The sequence below is a fragment of the Micromonospora sp. DT68 genome (assembly GCF_049847245.1).
In the GTDB taxonomy this organism is placed as follows: Bacteria; Actinomycetota; Actinomycetes; order Mycobacteriales; family Micromonosporaceae; genus Micromonospora; species Micromonospora profundi.
In genome coordinates this window covers 198,628-214,759 of record NZ_JBNCNZ010000004.1, presented here as the reverse complement: position 1 = coordinate 214,759, position 16,132 = coordinate 198,628, and the positions used below count along the sequence as shown (strand labels likewise).

Here is a 16,132-nt window from a genome sequence, read left to right as displayed (position 1 = left end):
TCGTACGCTGCCTGCGTGGATCCGACCGCACACCCCGGTGAGCCATCCGCCACCTCCACCAGCCCTGGGCAGGCCGAGGCAGTCGCTGGGCGTGCCGGCACGGTCGCGGGGCGGGGCGGGGAGACGGCGCAGACGCTGGACCGCGGGCTGCGGCTGCTGTACCTGGTCGCCGACGCGCCGGGCGGACTGACAGTCACCGAGGCGGCGACCCGGCTCGGCATCGGAAGGGCGGCCGTCTACCGGCTGGCGGCTCCGCTCATCGGTCACGGGATGCTGCGGCGCGACAGCGACGGCAGGCTCCGGCTCGGTGTCGGCGTACTGCACCTTGCCCGCCGCGCCCAACCACTGCTCGCCGAGGGGGCGCTGCCCGCCCTGCGCCGGCTCGCCGAGCAGGCTGGGGCAACCGCGCACCTGACAGTGGTCGAGGGCGGAGACGGAGTGGCCCTGGCAGTGGTCGAGCCGAGTTGGACGTCGTTCCACGTGGCGTACCGGACCGGGGCACGGCATCCACTGGACCGGGGCGCTGCGGGTCGGGCGATCCTCGCAGGCCGGGCAGGGGCGAGTGAGCCGGTGAGCAGCAGTGGCGAGTTGCAGTCCGGGGCGTTCGGGGTGGCAGCACCGGTACTCGGTGTACCAGGCCTTGAGGCGAGCGTCGGGGTGGTCGCGCTCGCCCCGCTGGACGTCGACACGGTCGGCCCGCAGGTGCTCGCCGCCGCCACCGCCATCTCGACCGCCCTGCGCTGACGCCGCCGCTGACGCCGCCGGTTGATCGACTCGGCTTCCTGGGAATCGGGCTGTCGCCGCCGCTCGGATACCGCGATTTCCAGGAAGGCGAGTCGATCTCCAGCCCGACGGCCATACCACGGCCGGCGATCGCCGTGGCGGCCGTCCACAGGGGCCGGCCGGGCGGCCTGGCGGGTTATCCACAGGGGTATCCGTTGGCGATGAGTGGTCGGCAGGCTGCTCGTCATGCCACCACGTCCACATCGACCCGATGCCCTGGCTTGGCAGGTCTTCCGCGGCTCCGACGCTGTCCGGGACGGCCTGCTCACCGAACATCAGCTGCGCAGCGCCGCCTGGGTGCGGGTGCGCCACGACGTGTACGCCGACGCACGACTGGACCGCGACCACGCCCTTGCCTGTCGCGCCGTTCTTCTCCGGCTACCTCCCGGGGTGGTCGTTGGTGGCCCCTCGGCCGCCTACCTGCACGGTGTCGAACACGCCGCCGCCTTCACCGACGACGTCCACGTCCTCGTGCCCCGACCGCTGCGGGTCGGCGCCCAGCGCGGCCTCCGCGTGCACATCGACGTCGGCGTTCCGTCCCCCGAAACCAGTGCCGATGAGCGATCCGGAACCACACCTGGCAGCGCGGTGCGGGTCAGCTCAGGCGACACGCGGGCAACCGGGCCGGGCGACAGGCGGATGAGCGTCGCCAGGGTGGAGCCCGTCCGCAGGCCGGGCACGTCGGTCGCCGACTCCCCACCGGGGTGGGAGTTCCGGGGGCAGCGAGGTGCGATCCCCCGCTCCGACCCGGGGCGGGCCGCCTGGGAGACGGCAGTGTGGCTCGATCCGATCCGGGCGGTAGCCATCGTCGACACGATGCTCGGGCAGGGCCTGACCGACAGCGACACGCTTGCCGAGATGGCAGCCCACAATGCGGACCGTTTCGGTGCGCGTCGGGCGCGCTGGATCTTCGGCCTGGCCGACGGCGGGGCTCAATCCCCGCCGGAATCGCAACTTCGAGTCCGCTTGGTGCTGGGCGGGTTGCCGCGACCGGCCGTTCAACATCCGGTACGCCTGCCCAACGGGATCGTCCTGCATCCCGACCTGGCCTGGCCGGAATACCGGGTAGCTGTCGAGTACGACGGGCAGTGGCATGCGGACGCCGAACAGTTGCACCGCGACCGCCGCCGGCTGAACCTACTCGTCGGGGCGGGCTGGCTGGTACTGCACGTGACCAGCCGACGGTTGCACGTCGAGTTCCCCGCGGTGCTCCGTGAGGTACGCGCTGCGCTGGTCGCCCGCGGTTGGCGCCGGTGAGCCACCGCCCCGACCGCCCCGACCGGCCAAGAGCATCACGGGTTCCTGGAAATCGGGCTATCCCACTCGCCTCGACACCCCGGTTTCCAGGAAGCCGAGTCGATCAAGCGCCCGGCCGCCCCGGACAGCCGCGGCACGGGCTGGACAACCCCGGGCCACGGGCCGGACCACGCCGGACACACGCCGGGACAGAAGCCGGAACACGCCGGGACGCGGGTCGGGGCCCGGTGACAGGTGTCTCCGGGCCCCGACGTGGTGCGTTACGGGCGGGCGTTCGGCTTGAGCGGGGTCTTCACCGCCGCGTAGGCGTCGACGATCCCGTAGCCGTAGAAGCCGTTGAAGTTGACCCCACCGGCGCAGTACGCGTCGTAGGTCTCGTCCCGGCCCTCGTTGCGGTACTGCTGGAGGCGCGGCTCGGGGCAGGCGTGCTCCGCAGCCGTCCGGTAGAGGTGCTGCTCGACCAGGTTCGGCGACATGCCGAAGCCACCGCGACGCTCCGGCTTGCCGTGCCGGCTGACGATCAGCGCGGCGACGCCGGCGGCGTGCGGGGACGCCATCGAGGTGCCCTGGAGGTAGGTGTAGTAGCCGCACTCGCCGTTGGCCTTGCACTGCTTGAAGACCGACTCTTCGAAACCGGCGACGATGTTGCCGTCGGCGTCGACCGAGCCTTCCTCCTGGAGCACGTGCTTCGGGTACGTCGAGAGGATCATGTTGGCGTCGGTGCGGAACGTGTCGGTGCCGAAGCCGTCCCGGAACCAGCCGCCCGGTGCCGCCACCGAGATCTGCTCGGTGCCGTAGTTGGAGAAGTCCGACTTCTTACCGGACGGGCCGACCGACGACACCCCGATGACGTGCGGGCCTTCGACGGGCAGGTCCCAGCAGCTGTTGTTGTCGATCGGCCGGGGGTACGGGGCGGTGTCACCGTAGTTCGGGCTGCTGGTGTCGGTGCGCGGCGCACCCAGGTCCATGTTGCTGTTGCCGAGCGCGCCGACCAGGGTGACGCCGTTGTTGTGGGCGAAGTTCAGGGCCCGCTTCATGGCCTTGATGGTGGCCCGCTGCGCCGCCTGGTTCTCGGGGGAGTCGGCCGGGTTGGCGGTGCAGTTGAAGAGCCACGGGTCGACGTAGAACGACATGTTGACCACGTCGATGCCGGACCGGCCTGCGTGCACCAGGGCGTTGACGACCGGGTCCAGGAAGAAGTAGCCGGAGTCCTGGCCACCCTTCAGCTCGACGAGCGAGACGTTCGGCGCGACACCGGAGAGGCCGAAGCCGTTCGCGGCGGCACCGATGGTGCCCGCCACGTGGGTGCCGTGCCCGCCGTCGTCGGTGCCGACCGGGTCGAGGCAGCTCGGGACCTCGCAGGGACCGTCGATGTCGACCAGGTCCGGTGCGAAGTTGCGCGACAGCGCCCAGTTGAAGTTCGGCGCGATGTCCGGGTTGCTGGCGTCGACGCCGGTGTCCAGTACGCCGACGGTCACCCGACGGTCACCCGGCTCGACCTTGCGGGCCTTGTCGGCCCCGATCATCTTGAGGCCCCAGAGCTTGTCGTCGAGCGGGTCCAGCTTGGCGCCCTTCTTGGCCGCCTTACCGGCGGCGGCCCTGGTGGCGCTGTTCAGGTGTTCCTGCTCGACGCGGTCCAGCTTCGGCTTGCGGCCGATCGCCTTCTGCTCGGCGGCGCCAACGAGCGCGGGGGCGGCGGTCGCCTTGGCCGCGAAGTCGGCCCGGTCGCTGGTCACCTGGAACATCCCGACCTCGTCGGACCGGGACACCACGGTGCCACCGGCTGCCTTGATGGCGGCGACGGCCGTCTCGGCCGCGACACCGTCCTCGGCGACGACGGTGAAGGTTCGGGAGCTGGTAGGCGCGGCACTGGCTGGTACACCCAGTCCCGCTGCCGTGAGCGCCAGCACTGCCGCGGTTGCGACAGCGCCGACGGTGAAGCGCTTGCTCACCACATCGGATCCTCTCGTTGAGGGACGTGGCGTCATCACACAACACCTAGCGGGATTCCGCCAGACGAGCGTCCGTCATGACGGTGATTCTCTGCCGGATCCGGCCAGGTCGGCAGCCACTCCATCCTGATCGACGGAAATCGCTGGACGATCGGCCGTCAGAGCCGCAAGCCCGGCGGCTTCAACCGGCAGCGCAGGCAGATCGGCGAGCACCGTAGGCGAGCCACCCGCCACCGCGGGCAGGTCGGCGAGCACCGCCGGCAGGTCGGCCATCGTCGACACTTCGGCGGTGGGCGGGAATCCATCGGGACGAGCCCGGCCGGTACGGTTCAGCCACACCGAGCGGAGGCCGGCGGTGCGAGGTGCGACGACGTCGTGCACCCACGAGTCACCGACGTACACGATCTGACTGGCCGGGACGCCGGCCGCCGCTACCACCGCCGCGTAGAACTCCGGGGCGGGTTTCTTGGGTAGGCCGTTCTCGTGGGCGTACACCTCGAAGGTGAACTCACCGGCGAGCCCGCAACGCTCGGCGCGGCTGTTGCCGTTCGTGGCGAAGCCCAGCGTGTACCGGGAGCGAAGCATGGCCAGCGCCGGCAGTACGTCCGGGTAGGGGCGGGTGAGGGCGAACCGGCGGGCGAAGAAGAGGTCGGCGATCTCGTCCAGGTGGTCGTCAAGCCCGGCGCGGGCCAACGATCGGGCCAACGCGGCGCGGCGGATCTCCGTCACCGGGGCGGCGCTGAGCTCGCCGAAGACCGCACCCCAGTCGGATTCCAACTCCGCGAGTGTCACGTCGGCGGCGGCCGGGGTCCGCCGCCGCATGTCGTCGAGGACTGCCATCAGTCCGCCGGTCACCGCCGGTCTCAGGTCCAGCAGTGTTTCGTCGGCGTCGAACACCACGGTTGTCAGCACGCTGCCCACTGTCTCACCGCAATCGGAGGCCAGGCGCGACAGGCACGACACACCGCCTCACCGTCCGTCGACGGCCAGCGCGGGCCTGGGCGGTACGGGTAGGGCCGGCGGCGTTGCGCGCAGCTCGTCGAGGCGTACCAGCGCGACTCCGGCGATGATCAGCGTGCCGCCGAACAACTGCCAGGCGGTCGGCAGTTCGTTGAGGAACAGCCACGCGATCAGCACAGCGAAGAGCACCTCGGTCAGCCCGACGAAGGACGCCAGCCGGGCGCCGAGGATGCGGGCGGCGGCGACCCCGGTGAGGTACGCGACGACGGCGGCGATCAGTGACAGCCCGGCGATGGGCAGCAGCCAACTGGTGCGCTGTCCGGCGAAGGTGACCTCGCCGAACGTGGCGTGCAGGGGCAGCAGGCCGGTCAGCCCGACAAGCAGCAGTGCGACGGCGCCGACGGCCATCCCGCCGCTGGCCAGGGCGACGGAGGGCAGCCGGGGGTCGGCGCGGCCGGCGAGTACGAAGTAGCCGGCCAGGCCGACTGCGGCGCCCAGTCCCCAGAGCACGCCCACGGGGTGGAAGGTGCCGCTGCCGGTGACGTCCAGCACGAATGCCAGGCCGCACAGGGCTGCCGCCGAGCCGATCAGTGTGAGCTGGCGGGGGCGCTGCCCGTGCCGCAGCCACATCCACGCGACGACGAGGATGATGCCGAGGTACTCCAGCAGGAGCGCGACGCCGACTGGCAGGTAGCGCACGGCGTTGAAGAAGCACACCTGGGCCACGGCGACCCCGAGCAGACCGAACATCCCGACCGCTGTGAGGTTGCTGCGCAGCACGTGCCATTTGCCTCGCAGCGACAGCAGGGCGGGGATCGCGAGCACGAGGGCGGCGATGCCGACCCGGCAGATCACCGCGGCCTCGGCCGACCAGCCGGCGTCGATGAGCGAACGTGCGAAGGTGCCCGAGGTGGCGAAGGTGACCGCGGAGAGCACCGCCAGCATGGCGCCCGCGGCGGGTCGTTGGTGCATTTCGCTCTCCTCGGGACGGCAAAGATGTCATGAGCAAACTACCCTTGCGCTGATGACGCTAAGTGGCACCTGTGACAGGAGTCAAGTTGCTATTCGCTCATGACACGGAACACTCGCTGATCTCTGCCGCAGCACTCGTCAACACCGATGGGCGGGAGGGCGAACTTCTGCCCGACGTCGCCGCGCTCAACAGCTACTTCGAACGGCACTCCTACACGGGTCGGCACGAGTGCGACGACGCCGAGTTGCAGGCCGTCCGGGACCTGCGCCCTCGCCTGCGCCGCATCTGGTACGCCGAGCCACCCGAGGTCGTCGCCGTGGTCAACAGCCTGCTGCTGGAACACCGCGCGTTGCCGCAGCTCATCCAGCACGACGACCAGCCGTACCATCTGCACGCCGTGCCCCGCGACGCACCGCTCGCGTCCCGGATGGCAGTGGAGGCGGCGATGGCGATCGCCGACCTGGTCCGGATGGGCGAGCTGAGCCGGCTGCGGATCTGTGAATACCCGGACTGCGACAACGTGGTCGTCGACCTGTCCCGCAACCGGTCGCGGCGGTTCTGCGACTCCGGCTGCGGCAACCGGGCGGCGGTGACCGCCTACCGTGCCCGTCGGGCCGCCGGCCGCCCCTGAGCCGCCGCCCAATCCTGCGCCCGCAACTCGTACTCCACCTCGCCGTGCTCGGTCCCCGGAATCGGGTCGTCCCACTGCACGTGGAAGGTGCGCACGTGGCGCAGCCCCGCCTTCGCCAGCACCCGCCGGGACCGGTCGTTGACCGCCATCGTCTCGGCCCACACCCGACGCACCCCGCCCACGTCGAAGGCGTGCCGCACCAGCGCCCGGGAGCCCTCGGTGGCCAGGCCACGCCCCCACGTCGCGCGACGCAGCCGGTAGCCCAACTCCGCCTCGTCACCACCGGCCGACGGGTCGAGCGCGAACCACCCCACGAACTCGCCGGTCGCCCGATCGAGCGCCACCCAGCGGCCCAGCCCGGGGTACCTGTCGTACTGACCCAACAGCCTCGGCAACTGCTCGTCGCGGACCGTGGCCAGCGGTGTGGCGACGCCACCGGTCAGGAACCGCATCACCTCGGGATCGCTGTCCAACTCGACAAGCGCGTCCACATCCGCAGCGGTGAACCGCCGGAACCGCAACCGCTCGGTCCCCGCAGGACCCTCCAGGCCATCGCCATCCATTACCGGATCATCCCGCCGCGACGCGACGCAGGTCGAGCCGATTACCCGGGCCGCCGCCACCCGCGCGATCCGCGCGGGGAAACCCGACCACCGCCGCGCGGCAGGCGGTCGCGTCAGCGCGGGATCGCCGCCACGAAGAGCCGCCAGGAGTACGCGTCGACGGCGAGCACGGGTCCGTCCGGGTCCTTGCTGTCACGCACCCCGACCACGTCCCCCAGATTCGTAGCCACCTCGACACAGTTGGCGTCCTGGTTGCTGCGGCTGCTCTTGCGCCAGTCAGCGCCGATCAGCTCCATGACTCGGCCACCTCGTTCATCAACTCGACGGAAGCCTGCGGGGGCAGGGCTTCCCCCAAGGTAGCCTCCCAGACCCGTTGCAACCGCGCGAGATCCGCAGGCCGATCCAGCTCCTGACCCCGAACCTGACTGTCCAGATAGGCCAGTACGGTGCCGTCTGGCAGGGCAGCGAGCGCAAATTGCCCACCGAGCGCCCCGGATACTCCTCTGCGGATCGCGGCACCACGTGCAGCCTGACCCGAGGGTGTCCGGTGGCGATGCTCGCCAGATGCAGCGTCTGTTCGCGCATCACCTTGCGCCCGCCCACCCGTCGGCGCAGCACCGCCTCGTCCAGCACTGCCACGATGTGTGGGGATCGCTCGCTGTGCAGCACTTCTTGACGGTTCATCCGGTCGGTCACTCGCCGGTCAACCTCATCGGAGTCGAGCAGGCCACCCGCCTCGAAGACCGCCCGCGCGTAGTCCTCCATCTGAAAGAGACCGGGCACGTAGCGGGGCTCGTACCACCGGACCGTGCGCGCCTGCTCAAGGATCGCCTGCCAGCCGCGCAGCCACGGCTGGGCCCGGTCCAGGCTGACCAGCTCGGTGGACATGCGGCCGAAGAGGCCGCCGGTGTCCAAAGCGCGGTCGACGAGTTCCAGGTATTTGCCGGTGGGCGGTTGCTGGCCCAACTCGACGGCGCTGACCATCGACGCCGAGTAGTTGACCGCCTTGGCCAGCTCCTCCTGACTCCAACCGCGCCGGGCTCGCGCCCGACGAAGCTCCGCGATCAGGAACGCCGCCGCCGTCATCTGCCCATCGGCCATGCCTGCCGCCCTCCACCCCGCCGACGATCAACTCCAGTCGGCCGCCAGCGGCGGTACCACCCGAAACAGGGCTACTACGACGACGCGACCAAACCCTTCCGACCGTAGTCGCCCGATCACCAGACTGTGAGGTGCGGCACCGCTCCCCGTCCCCCGGGCCTGTAGGCGCCGCAGGGGACCGCCCGCTCCCCGGTCGGGCGGTCCCACCCCAGACCACGCCGACCGGCCCCGGAAGAGCGTGCTCGATCGTGGATGTAGTGGGCTCCTGGCGGGCGGAGACCACTACATCCAGGATCGAGCGCGATCTTGACGGTGGCGCTCGGCTCCAAGGGAGGCCGCACCATGACCCGGAGCGCACCGGACGACCGCTCGGCTACGCCACGCCGGCAGCACCTGCCGCTGCGTCCACTCTGGCTCTGCCGGGTCTGCGCCGCACCCTGGCCGTGCCCGGTCGCGCGGCTCACACTGCGGCAGGAGTACGCGCACGACCGGATCGCGTTGAGCATCTACCTGTGCGCGGTCCTGCACGACGCGGCCGCCGACCTGTACCGGCTCAACCCGCACGACGGCCCGGACCCCGCCTCGCTCTACTCCCGCTTTCTCGCCTGGGCGGCACCGCGCGGCGACCCGCAGGTCAGGGGTGGGTCATCCGGAGCAGGTCGAGGGCCTCGTCGAGCTGGGTCTCACTGAGCTTGCCGGAGTCGACGTGGCCTCGGGAGATCACCACCTCGCGGATGGAGGTCTGCTTGGCCAGCGCCTCCTTGGCGATCGACGCGGCCTCGTCGTACCCCAGGTGGCGGTTGAGCGGGGTGACGATCGACGGCGACCCCTCGGCGTACGCCAGGCAGACCTCGGCGTCCGCGACCAGGCCGGCCACCAGACGGTCGGCGAACAGCCGGCTCGCGGCGGCCAGCAGCCGGATCGACTCCAGCAGGTTGCGGCCCATCACGGGGAGCATCACGTTCAGCTCGAAGTCGCCCTGCGAGCCGGCGAAGCCGACCGTCGCGTCGTTGCCGATGACCTGGGCGCAGACCTGCCGCATGGCCTCGGCGACCACCGGGTTGACCTTGCCCGGCATGATCGACGAGCCGGGCTGGAGGTCGGGGATGCGCAGCTCCCGCAGGCCGGCGCGGGGGCCGGAGCCCATCCAACGGATGTCGTTGGCGATCTTGTAGAGGCCCACGGCGACGGTGCGCAACTGCCCCGAGGTCTCGACCAGCGCGTCCCGGGCGCCCTGCGCCTCGAAGTGGTTGCGCGCCTCGCTCAGCGGCAGCCCTGTCGACGCGCGCAGCCTCTCGATGACTGCGGCGGCGAAACCCAGCGGGGTGTTGATCCCGGTGCCCACGGCGGTGCCGCCCAACGGAAGCTCGGCAAGCCGGGGCAGCGCCGCCTCCAGCCGCTGCACGCCGTAGCGGACCTGTGCCGCGTACCCGCCGAACTCCTGCCCGAGGGTGACCGGCGTGGCGTCCATCAGGTGGGTACGGCCCGCCTTGACCACAGTCTCGAACTCGGCCGCCTTGCCCTCAAGCGTCTCGGCGAGGTGGGTCAGCGACGGCAGCAGATCTTCCACGATGAACTGGGTGGCGGCCAGGTGGATCGAGGACGGGAACACGTCGTTGCTGGACTGGGATGCGTTGACGTGGTCGTTCGGGTGCACCGGCGAGCCCAGCTCCCGGCTGGCCAGAGTGGCGATCACCTCGTTGGCGTTCATGTTGGACGACGTTCCGGAGCCGGTCTGGAACACGTCGATCGGGAACTGGTCGTCGTAGCCGCCGTCGGCCACGTGCGCGGCGGCGGCGGAGATCGCGGAGGCCACGTTCGCGTCGATCACACCAAGCTCGCCGTTGACCTCGGCCGCCGCACCCTTGATCTGGGCGAGCGCCTTGATCTGCGCCGGCTCGATGCCTCGGCCGGAGATCGGGAAGTTCTGCACCGCGCGCTGGGTCTGCGCCCGCCACAGAGCCTCGGCGGGCACCTCCACCTCGCCCATCGAGTCGCGTTCGATTCGGTAGCCGGTCGCCTCTGGAGTCGTCACGCATACCATCCTGCCGCGCCACCCGCCGGTGTGCAGGGAAAGTGGCGCGGCCCTCAACCCAGCTCGGCCAACAGCCGTTCCACCTCGTGCCGGTCCGGCAACTCGATCTGTTCAAACAGGGCAAGCGCCCGCAGCAGGTGGGTACGGGCCGCCGCCGGGTCGGTGGCGCGCACGCAGCGGGCGATACCCACGAGCGCCTGGGCCTGCACGTAGCGGGCGCCCAGCACGGTGGCGTCCGCGAGCACCCGCCGATACAGGTCGAGCGCGCTTGTCGCGTCGCCCTGCGCCAGGATCGCCCTGGCCAGCAGGTTGCGCGAGGTGCACTGCTCGATCCGGTCCCCCGCCTCGGTCATCGCGACCAGGGCCTTGCGGTGCAGGTCGGCGGCGCGCTCCGGCCGGCCGGCCTCGCGTTCCATCATCGCGATCTCGTTGAGCACCTCACCCTCGCCGACCCGGGCACCCTCCTGCCGCCTGAGGCGCAGCGCATGCCGCAGTAACCGACGCGCCGGCTCCACGTCCCCCATCCGGTGCCGGATCATGCCCAGGTGCCCCAGGGCCCTGCCGAAGTGGCGCAGGTCGCCGGTCACCCGGGTCAGGAACAGGTGCCGACGGCAGACGATCAGCGCCTCGTCCAGCCGGCCGTGGTACAGCAGGGTGACCGACAGGTTGTTGAGCCCGCTGGTGAGCTCCCCCATCGCCTGTAGGCGTCGCGCCAGCGCCAACGATTCGTCATAGCACTCACGGCTACGGCGGTAGTCACCGTTCAGGCCGTACACGGCGCCCAGATTGCCCAGGGCGTTGCACACCTCGCGACGCAACCCGAGTCTGCGGTACACGCCGACCGCCTGCTCCATGAGGCGGATCGACTCCGACAGGTGGCCCATCCGGAAATAGCCCGACGCGAGGTAGTTCAACATGATTCGCGTGCCCGTGTCGTCGCCCAGTTCCTCGGCGGCGCTCAGACCGAGGGTGTGCGTCTCGATCAACTCCTCCAGGTGGCCGCCGTCGTACTGGGCGTGCCAGCAGGCCCGGGCAAGCTGCCAACAGTGGCTGCGGTAACCCTCGGCGTACGCCAGCCGGACCAGGCCGGTCAACTCGGCCAGGTTCTCGTCGAACCAGGCTCGCCCCTGCTCGGCGGCCGACGCGACCAGGTCCGCACGGACCGGCTCGGGCAGTGACATCAGGGTCCAAGTGGCGGAGATTTCCCTCTTCCGGGCGATCATCGCGCCGACCTGGAGGTGATGGTCGAGCAGACGTTCGATGCCGTCCCGCCGCTCGGTCGCACGTTCCGGTGCGGCGACCAACGTGCGGGCGTACTCCCGCACCAGGTCGTGCAGTCGGTACCGGCCGGACCCCACCTCGTCCACCAGGTTCGCGTCGACAAGCTCGTCCAGCAGGTCCTGCGCATCGGGCACCGGCAACTCCGTGAGAGCTGCGGCTACCAGGCCGTCGAACCGTACGCCGGGATAGAGGCCCAGCAGCCGGAACGTGCGCTGCGCGGCGGGTGACACCTGCGCGTACGACAGGGCGAAGGCGCGGCCGACGGACCGTTCGCCCGCCTCGAACTCGGCAAGCGGATCCGGCCGCGAGGTCAGGCGCTCGGCCAGGTCGGCGATCCGCCAACGGGGGCGGTGGGCCAACCGGGCCCCGGCCAGCCGGATGGCCAGGGGCAGGTGACCGCAGCGGCGGACCACCTCGTTCGCGGCCTCCGGTTCTGCCGCGACCCGCTCCGGGCCGGCCACCCGCCCGAGCAGTTCGACAGCCTCGTCGGGGTCGAGCACCGGAAGCGACGACGGTCGTCCCTCGTCCACCCCGACGAGCCGACGACGGCTGGTGACCAGCGTCAGGCACTGCGAGCTGTTGGGCAGCAGCGGCGCCACCTGGTCGGCGGTGGCGGCATTGTCCAACACCACCAGCGCACGCCGGTCGGTCAGCTCGGTCCGCCAGAGCGCCAACCGGTCCTCCGGGTTTCCCGGCAACCGGTCCGCTGGCACACCGAGCTGCCGCAGCAGCGTGGCCGCCGCCGCAGTCGGCGTCAACGGGGTCCGTTCGCTGTGCCCGTGCAGGTCGATGTAGAGCTGGGCGTCGGGATAGTCGTCGCTGAGGGCGGTGGCGACGTGCACCGCGAGGGTGGTCTTGCCGCTGCCGGCCATGCCGTCGATGAGCTGGATCCGGGCGCCTTCGCGTACCTCCTTCACGAGGCGGGCCACAGTCTCCTGCCGGCCGGTGAAGTCGCCGATCGCCCGGGGCAGCGAGCGGACCGGGCCGACCAGCCGGGGGGCCTGCCTGGCCAGGGCCAGGTCACCGGCGAGTACGCGCTGGTGCAGCGCCTGCAACTCGGCGCCCGGCTCGATGCCCAACTCCTCGGCGCAGAACCGCCGTCCCTCCCGGTAGACGGCCAACGCCTCCGCCTGCCGGCCCGCCGACGACAGGGCGAGCATCAGTTGGCCGCGCAGTCGCTCCCGCGACGGGTGCTGATCGACGCTCTCGGTGAGTTCGTCGATCAGCTCCAGGGCCCGCCCGAGGCGTAGCTCGATGTCGACGCACTCCTCCAGGGCGGTGAGGCGCTGTTCGTCAAGCGTCTGCGCGCGTCGGCGGACGCTGCGGCAGCTGATGCCGGCGAGCGCCGGCCCGCGCCAGAGCGCCAGGGCCGAGCGGAACCACTTCGCCGCCTCGCTCAACCGGCCGGCTGCGGCGGCGCTCCGCGCGGACTCCACGTCACTGGCGAACACCTCGGAGTCGAGTTCGTCCGGGGCAAGTCGGATGCCGTACCCGGCCGGGTCGGTGACGATGGTCTCCGGTGCCATCCCCAGCTCGGCCAGGCGCCCCCGCAGCCGAGACACGCAGGTCTGCAACTGGGCTCGGGCAGTGGCCGGCGGGTGCTCCTCCCAGACCGCGTCGACCAACTCCTCCACCGGCACCATCCGACCGGGACGTAGCAGCAGCATGGCGAGCACGATCCGGTCCCGACCGGCGGTGACTGTGGATTCGCCACCACCGACGTGCAGGGGGCCCAGGATCCCGAACCGGATCTGCTCTTCCGCGTCCAGACACTGGTCGCAGGGCTGCGCGGCGGGCAGGCTGGTCCCCGTTTCCTCTGGCGGGTTCGCCCGGAGGTCGAGATCGGGGTCTTCGCGGATGATCGCCACCTCGAGGTCCCGCAGCTCGGGGGCGGGATCGAGACCCAGGTCCCGGTTGATCGAATCCCGATGCTGGCGGTATGCCGCAAGCGCGTCCTGTCGACGCCCGCACCGGTAGAGGGAGAGCATGAGCAACTTGACGAGCTGCTCGTTGAGCGGCTGCGCCTCGGTCACCCTGGTCAGCTCGATGACCGCCTGTTCGTGGCGGCCCATCTCCAGGTCCGCCGCCACACACAGTTCGAGGAGCTGCCGATGAATCTCGATCAACGGCCGGCCGACCCGGCGTCGCAGCTCGTCCGAGGCGACGTCCGCCAGCGGATCGTCGCGCCACAGCGCCAGGGCTTCCCGTCCATACCGGACGCGGTCGGCGGGTAGCTGCTCACGGCGGGCACGGTCCGCCAGGGTCCGGAAGCGCTGGGCGTCGATGGACTCGGGCTCAGTGAGCAGGGCGTAGCTCTGGCCCTCCCGGACCAGTCGGGCCGTGGACCCGGCTGAGGCCAGGCAGCCGCGCAGTCGGGCGGCGGCGGTCTGCACGGTTCCCCTCGGGTTCGAGACGTGTCGGTCCGCTGTGAGAAGTTGGGCCAGCCGGTCCACCGGAATCGGCTGGCCCGGTTCGAGCAGCAGGAGACCGAGCAGCAGCCGGACCTGCCGCCGCGGTAGGTCCAACTCCTGACCATCCACAAAGGCCCGTACCGGTCCCAGGACCAGAAATTGCACGTCCACAGGTCGTTTTCCCATCGCCGTGGTGCCGGTCGATCTAGTCAGTACCAGGTCGTTCGGGGGGCGACAACGGAAAGTCCGTCGCGTTCTGGCAACACCCGAGCCGGGCGGCGCGTCGATGACCTCGCCCGAACTGACCCTGTCCGCGGCGGCGATAGTGATCTGAGAGCGGATCGAGGGCGGCCTACCGGAAGATCTTCAGGTGGTCGGTGACGGGGCCCGACGGGGGCGGTTGCGCCTGCCCAACCCCAGCGGGGCGGGCGCACCGATGTCGGTGGGGCACCGACGACACAGGGGGTGCCGGGCGGATCGCCCGGCACCCCCTTTTCGCGTACGTGTCGGTCAGCGGCGGCCGACGGTGAGCACCGGCTTGGTGACCTCGGCGAAGAAGTCGTTGCCCTTGTCGTCGACAACGATGAAGGCGGGGAAGTCCTCCACCTCGATCTTCCAGACCGCCTCCATGCCCAACTCGGCGTACTCCAGCACCTCGACGTGCCGGATGCAGTCCTGGGCGAGGCGGGCCGCCGGGCCGCCGATCGAGCCGAGATAGAAGCCGCCGTGCTCCTGGCAGGAGCGGGTCACCTGGCCCGACCGGTTGCCCTTTGCCAGCATCACCTGTGAACCGCCGGCGGCCTGGAACTTCTCCACGTAGGCGTCCATCCGGCCGGCGGTGGTCGGGCCGAACGAGCCGGACGCGTACCCCTCGGGGGTCTTCGCCGGGCCCGCGTAGTAGACCGCGTGGTCGCGCAGGTACTGCGGCATCGGCTCACCCGCGTCCAGCCGCTCGGCGATCTTGGCGTGTGCGATGTCGCGGGCCACCACCAGCGGGCCGGACAGGGACAGCCGGGTCTTCACCGGGTACTTGGACAGCTCGGCGCGGATCTCGTCCATCGGCCGGTTCAGGTCGACCCGGACGACCGTCTCGGCGTCGAGCGAGTCGTCGGTGACGTCGGGCAGGAAACGCGCCGGGTCGGTCTCCAGGCGCTCCAACCAGACACCCGACGGAGTGATCTTGGCGACGGCCTGACGGTCCGCCGAGCAGGAGACGGCGATCGCCACCGGGCAGGAAGCGCCGTGTCGGGGCAGCCGGACCACCCGTACGTCGTGGCAGAAGTACCGGCCGCCGAACTGCGCGCCGATGCCGAAGTTGCGTGTCAACTCCAGCACCTCCGCCTCCAGCTCCAGGTCACGGAAGCCGTGCGCGCTCATCGACCCGGAGGTGGGCAGCGCGTCGAGGTACTTGGCGCTGGCGTACTTCGCGGTCTTCAGCGCGTACTCGGCGGAGGTGCCGCCGATGACGACGGCCAGGTGGTACGGCGGGCACGCCGCAGTGCCGATGAGCCGCAGCTTCTCCTCCAGGAACTGCATCATCCGCGTGGGGTTGAGCAGCGCCTTCGTCTCCTGGTAGAGGTACGACTTGTTGGCCGAGCCGCCGCCCTTGGCCATGAACAGGAACTTGTACGCGTCGGCGTGCCCGTCCGGGTCCTCGGCGTACAGCTCCACCTGCGCGGGCAGGTTGCTGCCGGTGTTGCGCTCGTCCCACATGGTCAGCGGGGCCAGCTGCGAGTAGCGCAGGTTCAGCCGGGTGTACGCCTGGTAGACACCTCGGGAGATCGCCTCGGCGTCCGTACCGTCGGTGAGCACGTGCCGGCCGCGCTTGCCCATCACGATGGCGGTGCCGGTGTCCTGGCACATCGGCAGGACACCACCTGCGGCGATGTTTGCGTTGCGCAGCAGGTCCAGCGCGACGAACCTGTCGTTCGGCGACGCGGCCGGATCGTCGATGATGGCGCGGAGCTGCGCCAGGTGCGCCGGGCGTAGGAAGTGTGCGATGTCGTGCATCGCCTCGGCGGTCAGCGCGGTGAGCGCGGCCGGCTCCACGGTGAGGAACCGGCGGCCTCCCGGGCCGTGCACGACGTCCACGCCCTCGTCGGTGATCAGGCGGTAGTCCGTCTGGTCGGGGCCGGTCGGCAGGAGGGGGGCGTACGAGAATCCGGCGGCACTGCTCATGAGCGGC

General features: G+C 70.8%; 11 protein-coding genes and 3 pseudogenes. 4 read left to right on the top strand and 10 right to left on the bottom strand.

Translation table 11 applies throughout. The features are described from left to right. The first annotated feature begins 15 nt into the window (after positions 1-15). Both ACPXB1_RS09540 and ACPXB1_RS09535 read left to right on the top strand, forming a co-directional pair. A complete protein-coding gene (locus ACPXB1_RS09540) occupies positions 16-744 on the top strand; it encodes an IclR family transcriptional regulator (RefSeq protein ID WP_425735077.1) in 729 nt (242 codons plus the stop codon). A gap of 225 nt (positions 745-969) precedes the next feature. Next, positions 970-2,040: a hypothetical protein gene (locus tag ACPXB1_RS09535; RefSeq protein WP_425735076.1), complete on the top strand. Its 1,071-nt coding sequence runs from the start codon at positions 970-972 to the stop codon at positions 2,038-2,040. 260 nt (positions 2,041-2,300) lie between these two features. Here ACPXB1_RS09535 and ACPXB1_RS09530 read toward each other — a convergent pair whose 3' ends face one another. The 3 genes and pseudogenes from ACPXB1_RS09530 to ACPXB1_RS09520 form a co-directional block, all read right to left on the bottom strand. Further along, on the bottom strand, positions 2,301-3,992 hold the full coding sequence (locus tag ACPXB1_RS09530) for a S8 family serine peptidase (protein ID WP_355589922.1): 1,692 nt from the start codon (positions 3,990-3,992) through the stop codon (positions 2,301-2,303). 240 nt (positions 3,993-4,232) lie between these two features. Beyond that, positions 4,233-4,904, bottom strand: a pseudogene (locus ACPXB1_RS09525) (HAD family hydrolase); the annotation flags it as partial. A gap of 57 nt (positions 4,905-4,961) precedes the next feature. Beyond that, complete coding sequence (locus ACPXB1_RS09520) at positions 4,962-5,924, bottom strand: EamA family transporter (RefSeq protein WP_355589925.1); 963 nt, start codon at positions 5,922-5,924, stop codon at positions 4,962-4,964. A gap of 86 nt (positions 5,925-6,010) precedes the next feature. Between ACPXB1_RS09520 and ACPXB1_RS09515 the strand changes: the two genes are divergently transcribed. Beyond that, complete coding sequence (locus tag ACPXB1_RS09515; protein ID WP_355589927.1) at positions 6,011-6,556, top strand: CGNR zinc finger domain-containing protein; 546 nt, start codon at positions 6,011-6,013, stop codon at positions 6,554-6,556. On the opposite strand, the gene ACPXB1_RS09510 is transcribed toward ACPXB1_RS09515, so the two are convergent. The 3 genes and pseudogenes from ACPXB1_RS09510 to ACPXB1_RS09500 all read right to left on the bottom strand — a co-directional run bounded on the left by ACPXB1_RS09510 (position 6,523) and on the right by ACPXB1_RS09500 (position 8,220). After that, positions 6,523-7,119 carry a GNAT family N-acetyltransferase gene (locus tag ACPXB1_RS09510; protein ID WP_425735075.1) on the bottom strand — a complete coding sequence of 199 codons (597 nt, stop codon included), beginning with the start codon at positions 7,117-7,119 and terminating at the stop codon, positions 6,523-6,525. The genes ACPXB1_RS09515 and ACPXB1_RS09510 overlap by 34 nt on opposite strands. 113 nt (positions 7,120-7,232) lie before the next feature. Next, entirely contained in the window at positions 7,233-7,415 is a 183-nt protein-coding gene (locus ACPXB1_RS09505) for a DUF397 domain-containing protein (protein WP_355589933.1), read from the bottom strand. Continuing rightward, positions 7,406-8,220: pseudogene (locus ACPXB1_RS09500) on the bottom strand (helix-turn-helix domain-containing protein). The gene ACPXB1_RS09505 and the pseudogene ACPXB1_RS09500 overlap by 10 nt, the downstream one beginning before the upstream one ends. A 342-nt stretch (positions 8,221-8,562) precedes the next feature. Between ACPXB1_RS09500 and ACPXB1_RS09495 the strand changes: the two are divergent. Beyond that, on the top strand, positions 8,563-8,910 hold the full coding sequence (locus ACPXB1_RS09495; protein WP_425735074.1) for a hypothetical protein: 348 nt from the start codon (positions 8,563-8,565) through the stop codon (positions 8,908-8,910). Here ACPXB1_RS09495 and ACPXB1_RS09490 read toward each other — a convergent pair. From ACPXB1_RS09490 to ACPXB1_RS09475, 4 genes and pseudogenes are all read right to left on the bottom strand, one after another. Continuing rightward, on the bottom strand, positions 8,855-10,264 hold the full coding sequence (locus tag ACPXB1_RS09490; RefSeq protein WP_377672969.1) for a class II fumarate hydratase: 1,410 nt from the start codon (positions 10,262-10,264) through the stop codon (positions 8,855-8,857). The two genes, ACPXB1_RS09495 and ACPXB1_RS09490, sit on opposite strands and share 56 nt — an antisense overlap. A gap of 44 nt (positions 10,265-10,308) precedes the next feature. Further along, positions 10,309-13,287, bottom strand: a complete 2,979-nt coding sequence (locus ACPXB1_RS09485) for an AfsR/SARP family transcriptional regulator (protein WP_425735148.1) — start codon at positions 13,285-13,287, stop codon at positions 10,309-10,311. Between the two features lie 120 nt (positions 13,288-13,407). Then, positions 13,408-14,133, bottom strand: a pseudogene (locus tag ACPXB1_RS09480) (AfsR/SARP family transcriptional regulator); the annotation flags it as partial. 324 nt (positions 14,134-14,457) lie between these two features. After that, positions 14,458-16,125, bottom strand: a complete 1,668-nt coding sequence (locus tag ACPXB1_RS09475) for a fumarate hydratase (RefSeq protein ID WP_355589945.1) — start codon at positions 16,123-16,125, stop codon at positions 14,458-14,460. Positions 16,126-16,132 lie beyond the last annotated feature (7 nt).

Coding starts and splice junctions, on each gene's coding strand:
- ACPXB1_RS09535 (WP_425735076.1), top strand. CDS start 970: ATGCCACCACGTCCACATCGACCCGATGCCCTGGCTTGGCAGGTCTTC.
- ACPXB1_RS09475 (WP_355589945.1), bottom strand. CDS start 16,125: ATGAGCAGTGCCGCCGGATTCTCGTACGCCCCCCTCCTGCCGACCGGC.
- ACPXB1_RS09520 (WP_355589925.1), bottom strand. CDS start 5,924: ATGCACCAACGACCCGCCGCGGGCGCCATGCTGGCGGTGCTCTCCGCG.
- ACPXB1_RS09495 (WP_425735074.1), top strand. CDS start 8,563: ATGACCCGGAGCGCACCGGACGACCGCTCGGCTACGCCACGCCGGCAG.
- ACPXB1_RS09505 (WP_355589933.1), bottom strand. CDS start 7,415: ATGGAGCTGATCGGCGCTGACTGGCGCAAGAGCAGCCGCAGCAACCAG.
- ACPXB1_RS09490 (WP_377672969.1), bottom strand. CDS start 10,264: ATGGTATGCGTGACGACTCCAGAGGCGACCGGCTACCGAATCGAACGC.
- ACPXB1_RS09510 (WP_425735075.1), bottom strand. CDS start 7,119: ATGGATGGCGATGGCCTGGAGGGTCCTGCGGGGACCGAGCGGTTGCGG.